10 protein-coding genes are annotated in these 16500 nt (G+C 63.4%); all 10 read left to right on the top strand.

Translation table 11 applies throughout. From position 1 onward, the window contains the following. The first annotated feature begins 459 nt into the window (after positions 1-459). The 10 genes from bcsQ to RG836_RS03705 all read left to right on the top strand — a co-directional run bounded on the left by bcsQ (position 460) and on the right by RG836_RS03705 (position 16490). The gene (bcsQ, locus tag RG836_RS03750; protein ID WP_310843313.1) at positions 460-1698 is read left to right on the top strand and encodes a cellulose biosynthesis protein BcsQ; all 1239 of its coding nucleotides are present in this window, start codon (positions 460-462) and stop codon (positions 1696-1698) included. Next, positions 1695-3917, top strand: a complete 2223-nt coding sequence (gene bcsA, locus RG836_RS03745; protein ID WP_310843311.1) for a UDP-forming cellulose synthase catalytic subunit — start codon at positions 1695-1697, stop codon at positions 3915-3917. Before bcsQ ends, bcsA begins: the two co-directional genes overlap by 4 nt. Continuing rightward, positions 3917-6187 carry a cellulose biosynthesis cyclic di-GMP-binding regulatory protein BcsB gene (gene bcsB, locus RG836_RS03740; RefSeq protein WP_310843309.1) on the top strand — a complete coding sequence of 757 codons (2271 nt, stop codon included), beginning with the start codon at positions 3917-3919 and terminating at the stop codon, positions 6185-6187. Before bcsA ends, bcsB begins: the two co-directional genes overlap by 1 nt. Positions 6188-6197: 10 nt before the next feature. Then, entirely contained in the window at positions 6198-7436 is a 1239-nt protein-coding gene (gene bcsZ / locus RG836_RS03735) for a cellulose synthase complex periplasmic endoglucanase BcsZ (RefSeq protein WP_310843307.1), read from the top strand. Further along, complete coding sequence (locus RG836_RS03730; RefSeq protein ID WP_310843305.1) at positions 7412-11422, top strand: cellulose biosynthesis protein BcsC; 4011 nt, start codon at positions 7412-7414, stop codon at positions 11420-11422. The genes bcsZ and RG836_RS03730 overlap by 25 nt, the downstream gene beginning before the upstream one ends. A gap of 54 nt (positions 11423-11476) precedes the next feature. Beyond that, positions 11477-12100, top strand: a complete 624-nt coding sequence (locus RG836_RS03725; protein WP_310843342.1) for an SGNH/GDSL hydrolase family protein — start codon at positions 11477-11479, stop codon at positions 12098-12100. Then, on the top strand, positions 12097-12765 hold the full coding sequence (locus tag RG836_RS03720) for an alginate O-acetyltransferase AlgF (RefSeq protein ID WP_310843304.1): 669 nt from the start codon (positions 12097-12099) through the stop codon (positions 12763-12765). Before RG836_RS03725 ends, RG836_RS03720 begins: the two co-directional genes overlap by 4 nt. 18 nt (positions 12766-12783) lie before the next feature. After that, positions 12784-14199 (top strand): MBOAT family O-acyltransferase, encoded by a 1416-nt coding sequence (locus RG836_RS03715; protein ID WP_310843303.1) that lies wholly within the window; start codon positions 12784-12786, stop codon positions 14197-14199. A gap of 11 nt (positions 14200-14210) precedes the next feature. Beyond that, a complete protein-coding gene (locus tag RG836_RS03710) occupies positions 14211-15350 on the top strand; it encodes an alginate O-acetyltransferase AlgX-related protein (RefSeq protein ID WP_310843301.1) in 1140 nt (379 codons plus the stop codon). A gap of 243 nt (positions 15351-15593) precedes the next feature. After that, on the top strand, positions 15594-16490 hold the full coding sequence (locus RG836_RS03705; protein ID WP_310843300.1) for a TauD/TfdA dioxygenase family protein: 897 nt from the start codon (positions 15594-15596) through the stop codon (positions 16488-16490). Positions 16491-16500: the final 10 nt, after the last annotated feature.

Here is a 16500-nt window from a genome sequence, read left to right as displayed (position 1 = left end):
CGGTATCAATAACTTGCTGATTCACAAGGTTTATCGGCAAGTAGTCGGCGTTATGCGAACACAGTTACTCCATTTGGTCCGCGAATTGCTTTGTGGTGATTCATTACACGGTTATTTGGCTTAGATAAAAAGAAGTGCCACTCGGCGCAAACCGTGTGCGCGGTAAAGTCACTTGCTGGATAATCCCGCGCCGCGTCCGCAGGCCCCCCTAGTACGGTGCTTGCAGACCGTCGGCGCGCTGTTTGAGTGGAGTCTCGGGGGAGAGTGAACGATGGCAGCGTCAAATAACAAGCGACGATAACTCGTCAAGAACACGGCGATAAACACGGCTTTTTTATCGCGATCCAGTATTTGTCCTTGCACAGTTCAAAATATTGACGATATCATTTTGATGGCTCACCGCGACGGATCGTCTCGAGCCAAGTGCTTTTATTTCAGCAGCGTCGCGGAAACTCTCCGATGAATCGTACAGACGATATATCGAACCTGTTCAGCCGGTTCGGAGCAAGTGCGGGCAACTATCTCGAGTTCGAGAGTGAGTTCAATTACAAAGAACCGTCCGTGACGCCGGTGAAACCGTTGATAGAGGCCGAGCTTGAGCCGTTGGCCGAAGCGGTCGCCGATGTGGTCGCGCAGGAAACCGTCGAACCGGTGATTGCCGTCGCGCCCGTCAAACTGTCCGTTCCGAGCATCAGCGCCGCCATCGTGCCGCTGACTCCGCAGCCCGTCGCATTCAACCCAGAACCGGCCGTTGCCACTCCCGCCACTGACGCGCTGCCGACCAGGGCCGCCACAGTCCCGGCACCGTTGCGCAACCTGCTCGCCGAAGTGGCGTTGGCCCGTCAGGCCGAAGCCCAGGCGCGCAACGATGAAGCCCTGCGCCAGGCGTTGCCGCAAGGTCGCCCGGCCAAGTGCAAGGCGCGGGTGATTGCGCTGGTCTCGGCCAAGGGCGGCGTCGGTAAAACCACCCTCAGCGCGGCGCTGGCCAGCAGCTTGCGCATTGTTGGCGGGCAGACGCTGGCCATCGACCTCGACCCGCAAAATGCCCTTCAGCACCACCTCGGCGTTGAGCCCGATGTGGCGGGCATGGGCAGCGCGGGCCTGACCGGCAAAAACTGGAGCGACCTGCTGCTGCCCGGCACCGCCGATTCGCAGTTGCTGCCTTATGGCGCATTGAGCGAGGAAGAGCGCCGCACCCTCGAGCAGTACATGAGCAACGACCGTCACTGGCTGGCTCGCCAGTTAGGGCGCATGACCCTGAGCGACAACGATGTGGTGATCCTCGACACGCCTCCTGGGCGCACTGTTTATCTGGAGCAGGCACTGGATGTGGCCGACCAGGTTTTGGTGGTGACCAGCGCCGATGCCGCCAGTTTCATGACGCTCGACCAGATGGACGCCTTGCTCAGCGCCCCCGACGCGCGGGCGCCGTTCTCGGTATGCAGCTACGTGGTCAACCAATTCGACGCCAGCCGAGAGTTCTCCCGCGACATGCTGGAAGTGCTCAAGCGGCGTCTGGGCGCGCAATTGCTGAGCGTCATTCCCCTGGATCACGCCTTGGGCGAAGCCTTGGCTTACGGCCACAACCCGCTCGCGACGCCCGGATCATCGCCGGCGTGCCAGGACTTGTTGCTGCTCGGCGAGCAACTCAAGGCCCGATTCGAATCCACCCGTGCTGCAGAGTTCTTCGCCTCGTGATTACTACGTCCCCCGAACCAACTGTTGCGCCGACCCGTTCCCAGCGTTGGGCGCACTCCTTGTCCGAGCGTCTTGATCGCTGGCCCGGCGGCGTTCGGCGGGTGCTGACGGTCATCACCACAGTGCTGTGCTCGTTGCTGGCGCTGTTCATCATCATGGCGCCGTTCGATCTGTATTCGCAGTGCCTCTTCGCCGCCGGCTGCTTCGTCACCGCGCTGATCCTGCGCAAAATTCCCGGGCGCCTGACCGTGCTGATGCTGATCGGCCTGTCGCTGACCGCCTCACTGCGCTACATGTACTGGCGCCTGACGGCGACCCTGGGCTTCGAAGGCTGGGTCGACATGCTGTTTGGCTATGGGCTGGTGGCGGCCGAGTTGTACGCTTTGATCGTGCTGGTATTCGGCTACTTGCAGACCGCGTGGCCGCTGCGCCGCAAACCGGTATTGCTGAGCGGCCCGCCGAGCGAGTGGCCGGTGGTGGACGTGTTCATCCCGTCGTACAACGAGTCGCTGGACATCGTGAAGGTGACGATCTTCGCCGCCCAGGCCATCGACTGGCCCAAGGACAAACTGCGCGTCCATGTGCTGGACGACGGTCGCCGCGATGACTTCCGCGATTTCTGCGAGCAGATCGACGTCAACTACATCGTGCGCGACAACAACCGCCACGCGAAGGCCGGCAACCTCAACGAAGCGTTGAAGGTCACCAGCGGCGAGTTCGTCACCATCTTCGACGCCGATCACGTACCGACCCGTTCCTTCCTGCAAGTGAGCATTGGCTGGTTCCTCAAGGACCCGAAGCTGGCGATGCTGCAAACGCCGCACTTCTTCTTCTCGCCGGACCCGTTCGAGAAGAACCTCAACACCTTCCGCTCGGTACCGAACGAAGGCGAGTTGTTCTACGGCCTGGTGCAGGACGGCAACGACCTGTGGAACGCCACGTTCTTCTGTGGTTCCTGCGCGGTGATCCGTCGCGAGCCGCTGCTGGAAGTCGGTGGCGTGGCGGTGGAAACCGTCACCGAGGATGCGCACACCGCGCTCAAGCTCAACCGCGCCGGCTACAACACCGCGTACCTGGCAATCCCGCAGGCCGCGGGCCTGGCGACTGAAAGCCTGTCGCGCCACATCAGCCAGCGGATTCGCTGGGCGCGGGGCATGGCGCAGATTTTCCGCACCGATAACCCGTTGCTCGGCAAAGGCCTGAAACTCGGCCAGCGCCTGTGCTACCTCAACGCGATGCTGCACTTCTTCTACGGTTTGCCGCGCCTGGCGTTTCTCACCGCGCCGCTGGCCTTCCTGTTTTTCGACGCGCAGATATTTCACGCCTCGGCGTTGATGATCACCGCTTACGTGCTGCCGCATATTCTCCACGCCAGCCTGACCAACTCCTGCATCCAGGGGCAGTTCCGCCACTCGTTCTGGAACGAGGTCTACGAGACCGTGCTGGCCTGGTACATCATGGGCCCGGTGCTGATGGCGCTGGTCAACCCTAAGTTCGGTGGTTTCAACGTGACCGACAAGGGCGGGATCATCGACAAGAAATTCTTCGAATGGAAACTCGCCCGGCCGTACATCATTTTGTTGTCGCTGAACGTCGCCGGGATGATCTTCGGCCTGGTCAAACTCAGCGAAGGCGCCGAGGGCGCGACCACCACCATCCTGATCAACCTGGCGTGGACGGTGTACAACATCATTATCACCAGCGCCTCGGTGGCGGTGGCCAGCGAAACCCGCCAGGTGCGTTCCGAGCCCCGCGTCGCCGCCGCGTTGCCGATGCGCCTGACCCGCGCCGATGGCACGGTGATCGATGGCGTGACCCAGGACTTCTCGCAAAAAGGCCTGGGCTTCCGCTTGCCGGAAGGCGCGAATGTGCCGCAAGGCGAGCGCGTGCACATTTCCCTGTTCCGCAACCAGCAATTGAGCGTGTTCCCGGCGGTGATCGCGTTCAGCCGTGGCACCTTGCTGGGCGCGCAATTTGAAGCGCTGACGCTGCGCCAGCAAAGTGAGCTGGTGCGCCTGACCTTCTCCCGCGCCGACACCTGGGCTTCGACCTGGGGCAACGGCCAGGTCGATACGCCACTGGTGGCGCTGCGCGATGTCAGCGGCATCGGCCTGCGCGGTATCCGTGAACTGTTCAAAGCCACCGTCATGGAATTGCAGCGGCTGCTCAGCCGTCGCCGCGTCGCCCCTCCTTCCTTAGAAAACGTTTTGGACAAGTGATGAACTCGAAGTCTTTCGCTTTCGGTAACCTGCGCGCCCCTCGCCGCGCATTGACGCGCCTGGCGTGCGCGGTGCTGGCCCTAGTTGGCAGCGCGGCGACACTGGCCGAGACGGCGCCGGCGTCCAGCGAGCCGGGCAGCAACAGCTACAGCGTGACCCTCAAGCAGCTCGGCCGGGCCTACCCGATGAGCCTGCGCGGCGTGGAGTCCACCGACAGCGTCAACTTCGATGTGCGCGCCGATTCCATTGTCACCGGCGCCAGGCTGAACTTGCAGTACACCTATTCGCCGGCACTGCTGGCGGAGTTGTCGCAGATCAACGTGATGGTCAACGACGAAGTGGCCGCCAGCCTGCCGCTGCCAAAAGAACACGCCGGTGAATTGCAAAAGCAGACGGTCGAGATCCCGCCGCACCTGATCACCGAGTTCAACCGCTTGAGCCTGCAATTCGTCGGGCACTACACCATGAGTTGCGAAGACCCGCAGCACTCGAGCCTGTGGGCGAAGATCAGCAACAGCAGCGAACTGAGCATCCAGGTCACGCCGCTGGCGCTGCCCAATGACTTGTCGATCATGCCGCTGCCGTTCTTCGATCGTCGCGATGCGCGGGCGTTGAACCTGCCGTTTGTGTTCGCCAGCGCACCGGACAACGCGACCCTGGAAGCCGCCGGCGCGCTGTCGTCGTGGTTCGGCGCGCAGGCCAGCTATCGCAGCGCGACCTTCTCCACCAGCGTCAACCAGATCCCGGCCAGCGGCAATGCCGTGGTGCTGGTCAGCGGGCCCGAGGCGTTGCAAGTCGGCGGCCTCAGCCTGCCGGCGGCCAAAGGCCCGACCCTGACCGTAATGGCTAACCCAAACGACCCCAACGGCAAATTGCTGGTGGTCAGCGGGCGCGACGCGGTGGAACTCAAGCGCGCCACCACCGCGTTGGTCCTTGGCAGCCAGGCCTTGTCCGGCAGCAGCGTGGTAATCGATCGGCTCGACGCCGTGCAGCCGCGCAAGCCGTACGATGCGCCGAACTGGTTGCCCACCGACCGTCCGGTCAAACTCGGCGAATTGCTGCCGGCCAAGCAATTCAACGTCGCTGGCTACAACCCTGGCGACATCACCGTGCCGCTGAATTTCCCGCCAGACCTGTTTACCTGGCGCGATGACGGCGCGCCGCTGACCCTCAAGTACCGCTACACGCCGCAAGAGAAGTCGACCAACTCCTCGTTCATCATCAGCTTCAACGACGGCTTGATTCAGTCGCAGAACCTGTTGTCCCAGGACAAGCTCGACAGCGGCATTCTCAGCGCGCTGAAAACCAACGACACCCTGGGCCGCGAAACCAAGGTGCGCCTGCCGCTGAACTCGGTGGCCCTGCAATCGCGGCTGCAACTGCGCTACATGTTCGATTACATCAAGCAGGGCGAATGCGGCGACATCATCATCGACAACATGCGCGGCAGCATCGATCCGGAATCGACCCTTGACCTCAGCGGCTACGACCACTTCATGGCCATGCCGAACCTGGGTGTATTCAAGGACGCCGGTTTCCCGTTCACCCGCATGGCTGACCTGTCACAAACCGCCGTGGTCCTGCCGGACAACGCCGGCGCCGCCGAGCTGGACGCTTACTTGACGGTGCTCGGGCGCTTCGGCCAGTCCACCGGTTACCCGGCCACGGCCGTGCAAGTGACGCAAGCGGACCAAGTGGCAAGCGCCGCCGATAAAGATTTGCTAGTGCTGGCTTCCGGCAGCAATCAGCCGTTGCTCACGCAATGGGCCGATCGCCTGCCGGCCACTGACGCGGGCGGCCAGCAGAGCTTCCAGTTGTCCGACCTGCCGATGCGTGTGCGTGACTGGTTCAGCCCCGATCCGGCGGCCAACCAGCGCAAAGCGCGCCTGGCGATGGCGTTTTCCGGTGGACAGCGCAGCACCTACCTGACCGGTTTCGAGTCGCCGCTCAAGAGCGGTCGCAGCGTAGTGGTGATTGCCAGCGGCCAGCCGCAAGGCCTGGCGGAAGCGACCCGAGCGCTGATCGGCGGCGAGGATTACACCCAGTCGATCCAGGGCAGCCTGGTGGTGGTGCGGGGCAAAACCATCGAACCGCTGGTGGCGGACGAGCAGTATTACATCGGCCACCTTGGCCCGGTGAAATACCTGCAATGGCTGATGTCGCGCCATCCGCTGCTGGTGCTGTTGCTGACCGGTGTCAGCGTGCTGCTGCTCAGCGGCGTGGCGTATCTGTCGCTGCGCTCGCGCGCCAACAAACGTCTGCGAGGGTAAGCGCACCGTGATGATCACGCCTGCCACCGCTGGCCAGACCCGAGCGCGCCGTTCCCGGCTGATTGGCGTGTTGGCGCTGCTGCTGACCTGGCTGCTGCCGACGTCGGCGCGCGCCGAGAGTTGCAGCGCGCCGACCTGGCCGCTGTGGCAAACCTTTGCCGAGCATTTCGTGCAGCCCGACGGTCGGGTGCTGGATGCCAGCACGCCGCAAAAGCACAGTTCTTCGGAAGGCCAGTCCTACGCCATGTTTTTTGCCCTGGTGGCCAATGACCGGGCGGCGTTCGACAAGCTGTGGCGCTGGAGCCAGGACAACCTCGCCCAGGGCGACATCAAAAACAACTTGCCGGGCTGGTTCTGGGGCCTCGACGAGCAGGGCGCCTGGCGCTTGCTGGACAGCAACTCGGCGTCGGATGCCGACCTGTGGTTTGCCTACGCACTGCTCGAAGCCGGGCGCCTGTGGCAGCGCGACGACTACACCCAAGCGGCGCGTCAGTTACTGCACAACATCGCCACCCAGGAAGTTGCCGATCTGCCGGGGCTGGGCAAGATGTTGATGCCAGGCAAGGTCGGGTTCATCAAGCCGAATCTGGACAAGCCCGATCATTGGCAACTCAACCCCAGTTACCTGCCGATCCCGCTGCTGCGGCGTTTTGCCGAGATTGATCGCCAAGGCCCGTGGGCGGAAATCGCCAACAACACCGCGACCCTGATCAAGGCTGTCAGCTACAAGGGGTTCGTCGCTGACTGGGTCAGTTACCGCAGCACCGGCAGCAAGAGCGGCGAATTTATCGTCGACCCGGTGAAGGGCGAGTTGGGCAGTTACGACGCGATCCGCACCTACCTCTGGGCCGGTGTCATGCCCAAGCGCGACAGCTTGCGCAAACCGCTGCTCGACAGCCTCGACGGCATGCGCCGCGCCACCGCCGCCGATGGCGTGCCACCGGAAAAAGTCCAGGTCCTCAGCGGCGAGTACAGCGGCGCCGGGCCCTTCGGCTTTTCCGCCGCGCTACTGCCGTATTTCAAAGCCTTGGGCAATACCGCGCTGCAACAGCAGCAGGCGCTGCGGGTCGAGCAGTTGATGGCGCAGAGCCTGACGCCCGAGGCGGTCAAGCTCGCTCAGCCACCCTATTACTTTTTTGTCCTGAGCCTGTTTTCGCTGGGCTACATGGACAACCGTTATCACTTCCTCGATCACGGGAAGTTGCAACCGATGTGGGAGAAGCAATGTCAGCGCGCCGTCACGCCGTAGCCTTCGGGCTACTTGCCGCCCTGATCCAGAACAGCAGCTATGCCGAGCTCAGCGCGGCGGGCAAGGCGCTGCTGCAGCAAGGGCAATACTGGCAGGCTCAGGATGATAAAGGCCGGGCCACCGAAGTCTGGAAAAAGCTCCTGCTGATCGATCCGCAGCAAGCGGACGCGCTTTATGGCCTGGGGCTGCTGGAGCTCAAGGGCAAGCGCATCGCGGGCGCTAACCATTACTTGGCGCAGATGGAGCAGGCGCATCCGGGCGCACCGCTGACCTTGCTGCTGGAGCAAGCCATCGCTCTGGAAACGGGCAACAGCGCCGATCAATTGGAACAGGCGCGCCTACTGGCGACGGCAGGTGATTTGGACAAAGCCGTGCCGGCGTATCGGCAGTTGTTCGCTGGCAAACCGCCTCAGGGTGAGCTCGGCCTGGAGTTCTACAGCTACCTCGGTTACACCGCTGGCGGCTGGAGCGAGTCCCGCCAAGGGCTGGAGCGTTTGCTGCAACAGACGCCGGGCAACGCCAAGGTCAAACTGGCGCTGGCCAAATTGCTGATCCGCAACGAAACCACGCGCCCGGAAGGCTTGCAGCGTTTGGCGCAGCTGTCGACCTTGCCGGAGCTGGGTGGCGAAGCCACTGAGAGCTGGCGCGAAGGTCTGGTGTGGCTGGGCTCGCCACGGCCATCGGACATTCCATTGTTCGAGGCTTACCTCAAGGCCAACCCGGACGACGCCGAGATCCGCACGCAAATGAACAGTCGCGGTGCCGCAGCCGTGGCGGCGCAGCAGAGCCCGCATCTGGTGCGTGGTTTTAAAGCCTTGCAAGACAACCAACTGAACGTCGCCGAGCAGGCGTTCCTCGCCCGCCTCAAGGAACAGCCCCAGGACACCGACGCCCTCGGTGGCCTCGGCGTGGTCCGCCAGCGTCAGGGACGTTTCAGCGACGCCAACGAACTGCTGACCCGCGCGGTCGGCCGTGCTGGCAATCCGCGCTGGCAAGCGGCACTCGACAGCAACCGCTATTGGGACTTGCTTGGTCAGGCCGACAAAGCCAAGGCCAATCACGACCTGCAAAAGGCCCGCAGCCTGCTGCAGCAAGCCATCGCCAGCAAACCGCGTCAGGTCGAAGGCTACGTCGCCCTCGGCGGCGTACAGGCTGAGCAGAATCAGCTGGACAACGCCCAGGCCAGCTATCGCCAAGCCCTGAATCTGGACAACGACAACCCCGACGCCTTGCTGGGGCTGGTCACGGTCATGGCGCAAAACGGCCAGGCCAGCCAAGGCCTGAAACTGGTTGAAAGCCTCAACCCGGCCCAACAGCAACGCCTGGGCGATCTGCGCCCGTTGCGGGCGGCGGTGGCGGTGGGCCAGGCTAAAAACGCCGAGCGCATCGGTGACCTGAAAGGCGCGATTGCCGCCCAGCAGGAAGCGGTGCGCAACGATCCGCAAAGCGTCTGGACCCGCTACGACCTAGCGCGTTATTTCCTGCAAGCCAAGGCTCCGGACAAAGCCCGGCAGACCCTGGCGGACTTGCTCAAGGCTGACCCGCAGCGCATCGAAGCCCTGTATGCCAGTGCCTTGCTGTCGAGCGAGTTGGGCGAATGGTCGGCGGCGCAAACCACCCTGGAGCGCATCCCGGTCAGCCAGCGCACGGTGCCGATGCAGCAACTGGCCAACGAAGTTCAGGTGCAGTCCCTGGCGAGCCAGGCCTCGGCATTGGCCAAGCAGGGTGAACGCGCTCAGGCGCTGACTCTGCTGCGCCGCGCCGAACTGGCGGCCAACGGCAAACCGGAATCCCTCGGTCTGCTGGCCTCGGCTTACGTCGATGCCGGCGACACCGAACATGCGCTGGCGATGCTGCGCAACGCGATCGCGCAAAGCAGCACACCGTCACCCGCCCTGCGTCTGGCCTACGCCGGCGTGTTACTGAAGACCGGCGACGATGTGCAGGTCAATCAACTGCTGCACGATTTGCAGAATCAGCCCTTGGCCCCCGCCGATCAGCGCAGCTATGACCAGGTGCTGTACCTCTACACCGTGCGCCAGGCCGATTTGCTGCGCGAGAAGGGTGACTTGGTCGCGGCCTACGACACCCTCGCGCCCGCCCTGGCGACGCGCCCGAATGACCCGTTGGCGGTCGGCGCCTTGGCGCGCATGTACCTGGCCAACAACAACCCGAAGAAAGCCATCGAGCTGTATCAGCCATTGCTCGACAAGGCGCCGAACGATCCGCAGTTGCAGATCGGCATGGCCGAGGCGTTGAGCAAGTCCGGCGACTATCGCGGGGCTGAAAAAGCGACTGACAAAGCCTTGGAACTGGCGCCCAACGATGTGCAGGTGCTGGCCAGCGCGGCGAGCATTTATCGCGCCCAGGGCAAGAACGCCAAGGCTGCCGAGTTGTACGCCCGGGCCCTGGCCTTGCAGGCGCCGGCCAAGGAAGATGCCAATCCGTTTGCCGGCACGGTGGCGGCGAATCCGTTTGTGGGCAAGTCGGGCCAGCGCGGTCAGTCGCGTTTGTCCGAGGCCAGTTTGTCGCAGATCCCGGAGCCGGCGCAGGTGCAAGTCGCTGCGGCCGACGCGGACGCCGAACCGGCCCCGCGCCTGCTCGCGGCCAACAACCTGGCGCCGAATGACGGCGGCTATGCACCGTCGCCCGCGCGCGGCAACTTCGGTGACAGCCCTCGCGTAGCGGTGGCCAAGCCGATTGATCCACAGGCCGAGGCCCGCCTGGCGATGCAAAGCGCCCTCGATCAAATCGATCAGGAACGCAGTCCGAAGGTTACCCAGGGCGTGGTCATTCGCAGCAATGACAGCGAGTCGGGCCTGAGCAAAATGACCGACGTCGAAACGCCGCTGGAGATCAGCCTGCCGGTGGGCGATGACCGCATCGCCCTGCGCGTGACACCGGTGTCGTTGAATGCCGGCGGCTTGAGCGATTCGGCAAAGAACCGTTTCGGTGGCGCCAACGACGCGCAAACCGCCGCGCTGCAAAGCTTGCTCGCAAGCAATCCGACTCGGGATCAACTGGACGACTTCAGCGCCGGCCTCAACGGCCCGGTCGGCCGCCAGAAAGACAGCGGCATCGGCCTGGCCGTGGCGTACGAGAATCCGTCGCTCGGCCTCAAGACCGACCTCGGCACCAGCCCGATGGGCTTCCTCTACAGCACGGCAGTCGGCGGGATCAGCATCGATCGTTCGTTCAGCGAAGGCAGTGATTTCCGCTACGGACTGAGCCTGTCGCGCCGTGCAGTGACTGACAGCCTGGTGTCGTTCGCCGGCGCCCGGGATGCGCGCAGTGGTCTCAAGTGGGGCGGCGTCACGGCCAATGGCGGGCGTTTGCAATTGAGCTACGACAACGGCGACTACGGCATGTACGGCTACGGCGGCGTGCACAAACTGCTGGGCAATAACGTCGACGACAACACCCGTGTCGAGGGCGGTACCGGGGTGTACTGGTACTTGCTCAATGACGACACCCGCCAATTGACCATGGGCCTGAGTGTCACCGGCATCAGCTACGACAATAACCAGGGCAACTTCACCTACGGCAACGGCGGTTATTTCAGCCCACAGAACTTCTTCTCTATCGGCGTGCCGATCGGCTGGTCGCAGCGTACCGATCGCTTGAGCTACTCGATCAAGGGCTCGGTGGGCCTGCAACACATCGAGCAGGAATCGACGCCGTATTTCCCCAACGACCGCGAGTTGCAAGCGGCGCTGGAGCAGACGTCGCAAGCTTACGCCGGGTTCGGCTCCTCGCTGCCGACCCGGTATTCGAGCCAGAACAAGACCGGCATCGGTTACAACCTGAATGCCGCCGCCGAGTACCGTTTCGGCGACAACATTTTCCTGGGCGGCAGCTTCGGGCTCGACAACGCCCAGGACTACAAGCAATGGACCGGCGGCCTGTATCTGCGCTACATGTTTGAGGATTTCACCGGGCGCATGGCGATGCCGGTGAGTCCTTACCGTTCCCCTTATTCGAATTAAGCAGCAGGAGTGTTCACCGTGGCAGTATCGATTCTCGCGGGCATGACTATTTTGATGATTGGCGACAGCCACCTGGCGACGCCGGATTACCTGATTTCCACCTTGCACGACAATCTGGTCGCGCAAGGCGCCAAGGTTCACACCCTGGGGATTTGCGGCGCCAACGCCGGTGACTGGCTGAAAGCCACGCCCGGCGCCTGTGGCGGTGCCGAGCGCCGTGGCACGGAAAAAACCGTGGTGCTCGGCGGCAAGGCCGCGACCGTGCCGATCAGTCAATTGCTGGCCACCGACAAACCGGACCTGGTGCTGATCGTCATGGGCGACACCATGGCCAGCTACACCAAACCGGCCTTCCCGAAAGCCTGGTTGTGGCAGCAGACCACGGCGCTGACCAAGGAAATCTCCGCCAATGGCACCCGTTGCGCCTGGGTCGGCCCGAACTGGGGCACCGAAGGTGGCAAATACGGCAAGACGTTTGCGCGGGTCGAGATGACCTCCAAGTTCCTCGCCGCCAACGTAGCGCCGTGCAGCTACATCGATTCGCTGGCGTTCTCCAAGCCAGGCCAGTGGGCCACCGTCGACGGCCAGCACTTGACCGCGCCGGGCTACAAAACCTGGAGCGAAGACATCAGCAAAGCCCTGCTCGAAGCCCCTGCCGTCAAGGAAGCCAAGAAATGATCAAGCTGATCGCGGCGCTCGTCGCCGTGCCCGCGTTGTCGATCAGTGCGTTGGCGCAAGCGGAAGTGGCTTTGTACCCGACCGGCCCCAGCGAAGACGCGGCGTTCATCCGCTTCGTCAACGCCGGCACCGCGCCGCTGGACGTGACCGCCCAGGCCGGGCAACCGCCGCTGCGCCTGGAAACCGCGCGCCCGGTGTCGCTGTTTTTCCCGGTGGATTCGACCAAAGCGGTCACCGGCACTTTGCTCAGCGGTCAGCAGAAACTGGCCATGGACCTGAAGATCGAGCCGGGGGAATTCGCCACCGTGATCGCCCTGCCGGACGGCGCCAGCCTCAAGCAAGTGGTGGTGCGCGAGCAGCCGGACGACTTCAACGGCCTCAAGGCTTCGCTGGGGTTTTTCAACGTCGACCAGTCCTGCGTCGACGCCAGCCTGCGTCCGGCCGGGCGCAACGCTGACCTGTTCAAGGCTGTGCCGGTCGACAGCCTGCAACGGCGCTCGATCAACCCGGTGAGCCTGTCGGTGCAACTGGTGTGCGCCAACGCCAACGTCGGGGCGCCGCTGGACCTGGGCGATCTGAAAGCGGGCGAGCGTTACAGCGTGCTGTTGCTGCCATCGGCCAGCGGGCCGCGTCTGTTGAACGCCACCGACACTCTGTCCCACTGATCGGATTCTGCCGCCGCCATGGTCTTCGCCTCACTCGAGTTCCTGACGCTGTTCCTGCCTGCGTTCCTGCTGATTTATGCCTTGGGCAAACCGGCCTGGCGCAACGTCATCCTGTTGATCGGCAGTTGGTTGTTCTATGGCTGGCTGAGCCCGCTGTTCCTGACCCTGCACGTGGTGTTGACCATCGTGGCCTGGGTCGGCGGCTTGCTGGTGGATCGCTCCCGCGAGGACTCGAAGGGCCGCGTGCGGTTGTTGATCGCGCTGATCGTGTTCAACACCGCGGTGTTGTGCTGGTACAAGTACGCCAATATTCTCGCCGGCACCTATAGTGAACTGATCACCTACTACGGCGCCCTGCCGCTGGAGTGGCAGCGGGTGGCGTTGCCGGCGGGGCTGTCGTTCATCGTGCTTCAGGCGATTTCCTACCTGGTGGACGTGCATCGGCACACGGTGCCGGTGGAGCGCAGCTTCATCAATTACGCCACCTACATTTCGATGTTCGGCCACTCGATCGCCGGGCCGATCATTCGCTACGACTGGGTGCGCCGCGAGTTGGTGCAGCGTTATTTCAGTTGGCAGAATTTCTCCCTCGGCGCGCGGCGGTTCATGATCGGCATGTGCATGAAGGTGCTGGTGGCCGACACGTTGTCGCCGCTGGTGGACGTGGCGTTTCACCTGGAAAACCCGAGCTTCGTCGATGCCTGGATCGGTTGCCTGGCGTACTCGCTGCAACTGTTTTTCGACTTCGCCGGCTACAGCGCCATGGCCATCGGCCTGGGCCTGATGCTCGGCTTCCACTTCCCGGAAAACTTCAACCGGCCGTACCTGGCCAGCAGCATCCAGGACTTCTGGCGGCGCTGGCACTTGTCGCTGTCGAGTTGGTTGCGCGACTACCTGTACATCGGCCTGGGCGGCAACCGCAACGGTGCGTGGAAAACCTATCGCAACCTGTTCCTGACCATGGCCATCGCCGGTCTGTGGCATGGCGGCGACAGTTGGAATTACCTGCTTTGGGGTTCGGCGCACGGCATTGCCTTGTGCGTCGATCGGTTGTGGTCGCGCTCCAGCCTGCCGAGCGTGCCGCCGCTGTTGTCGCACACCCTGACGCTGCTATTCGTGTGCCTGGCCTGGACCCTGTTTCGCGCGCCGGACTTCCATTCGGCGATGACCATGTACGCCGGCCAGTTCGGCTTGCACGGTTTCGCCTTGGGCGATGCGCTGGCCGTGACCCTGCGTCCGGTCCACGGCCTGGCTGCGTTGCTGGGCGTGGCGTGCATTGTCGCGCCGCTCCTGCACAGCCGTTACGAGCAGCGCTTCGGTGGCAACGCGTTGTTCGCACCGATTGCGGCCCTGTGGCCGGTGGCGGGTTTCCTGCTTTCGTTCGCGTTGATCGCGAGCCGTGAAGCGGTGCCTTTCCTGTACTTCCAGTTCTGATGGCCGCGCCCATGTCTTCTGCATCCCACGTTCCGGCTCCACCGAGTGAACTCAACGCCCGCATCAGTAAAGTGGCGGGCGCGGTGTTCGTCGCGTTTCTTACGGTTGGTTTTGTCTCTTGTTCCTGGCTACTGCTCAGCGGCAAGGTCGAGCTGCTGCCGGCCAATCTCACCCGGCAAGCGGCGCTTGAGGGCGACGTGACCCACAAGATTGCCAAGCAATTGTCCAAGGCTGCGGTACCGGAATACGCCGCCGACCTCGAACGCGCCGGCAGTTGGCTGGTGCTGCACGACACCGGGCCGCGGGTGCGTCCGGGTTGTGCCGGTTGGTTGTTCCTGACCGACGAGATGCGCATCAACCGTCACGCCCGGGCTAACGCCGAGCGCAAGGCAGCTGTGGTGCGCGACGTCCAGCAACGCCTGGCGAAACGAGGCATCACGCTGCTGGTAGCGGTGGTGCCGGACAAGAGCCGTATCGCCAGTGCGCAGTTGTGTGATCTGACGCGCCCGGCGCAGTTGCAGGATCGCGCCGTAGTCTGGGTCGACGGGCTGAACAAGGCTGGCGTTGCCACCCTGGACCTGGCGCCGAGCCTGCAACCTTTGGGTGCCGACGCCTACCTGCGCACGGACACGCACTGGAGTGAAACCGGCGCGGCGGCGGCGGCCAAAGCCGTGGCCACGCGGGTCAACACCCTGGGCATCAGCGCCACACCGCAGAAAGCATTCGAGGCCCGCGTGCAAGACCCGGCCCGGCGTCCCGGCGACCTGGTGCGTCTGGCCGGCCTGGAATGGCTGCCGGTCAGCTGGCAACCGACGGCGGAAAGCGTCGCCGCGACCCTGATCAGCGAGCAGGCCAGCGAAGCCCAGGATGGCGGCGATAATCTCGATGACCTGTTCGGCGACGACAACTTGCCGAACGTGGCGCTGATCGGCACCTCGTTCTCGCGCAACTCCAACTTCGCCGGCTTCCTGCAACAGGCCCTCGGTGCGCCAATCGGCAACTTCGGCAAGGACGGCGGCGAGTTCTCCGGGGGCGCCAATGGCTACTTCAGCAACCCGGCGTTCAAGCAAACGCCGCCGAAGCTGATTGTCTGGGAGATTCCCGAGCGGGATTTGCAGACGCCTTACGTTGAGCCGATCGAGTTGCAGTGAGGCGGCCGGCCTCATCGCGGGCAAGCCCCGCTCCCACATGTTTTGGGTACTTCCCTACTGCCCAAAAGCCATATGGTTATTCAATAACAGTATTTAAATTCCAGTTCTTATACCTATAAAGTTGACCTCCTGCGTACCCGTCGACCAATCGACGCGCCGCACGACACGAACCAACACGGGACCTCCGTGAGTTTCTTGATCGACGTGCGCGCCGTGTGAGCGCGACGTGCGTGGGAGTGATACATGTCTGCAGCCACTGCTACCCCAAGCGCCGCGACCAACGCGCCGCAAAGTTTCGACATCCGTCCTTTCAGCGGTGCCGTCGGCGCCGAGATCATCGGCCTGGACCTGTCCCGCCCGATCAACGATCAGGACTTCGCGCGCATCCACCGCGCTCATCTGGATTACCACGTCGTGGTGTTCCGCGATCAACGCATCACCCCCGAACAACAGATTGCTTTCAGCCGCCGCTTTGGCGTGCTGCAGATTCACGTGCTCAAACAGTTCTTGCTGGCCAACCACCCGGAAATCCTGATCGTCTCTAACATTGTCGAGAACGGCCAGAACATCGGCCTGGGTGACGCGGGCAAGTTCTGGCATTCCGACCTGTCGTACAAGGAGCTGCCAAGCCTGGGCTCGATGCTGCATGCCCAGGAATTGCCGTCCGAGGGCGGCGACACGCTGTTCGCCGACATGCACAAAGCCTGGGACAACCTGCCCGACGCGCTGCGTAAAGCCGTCGAAGGTCGCTCGGCCGCGCACTCTTATACGGCGCGCTACAGCGAGACCAAATTCGAAGGCAACTGGCGCCCGACCCTGACCCCGGAACAACTCGCCCAAGTGGCGGAAGTGGTCCACCCGATCGTGCGCACGCACCCGGAGAACGGGCGCAAGGCGTTGTTCGTCAGCGAAGGTTTCACCACCCGCATCGTCGGTCTGCCGGACGACGAGAGCCAGCAACTGCTCACGGAGCTGTACGCCCACAGCGTGTTGCCGCAGAACATCTACCGCCATCAATGGCAGCCCCATGACCTGGTGTTCTGGGACAACCGCTCGCTGATCCACCTGGCCGCCGGTTGCCCGAGTCATCTGCGCCGCAAGCTCTATCGCACCACTATACAGGGCGACGCGCCTTTTTGATTCCGGAGAT

It is taken from the genome of Pseudomonas rhizozeae (genome assembly GCF_031583775.1).
Classification (GTDB): domain Bacteria; phylum Pseudomonadota; class Gammaproteobacteria; order Pseudomonadales; family Pseudomonadaceae; genus Aquipseudomonas.
This window is presented reverse-complemented; position numbering and strand designations above follow the sequence as displayed.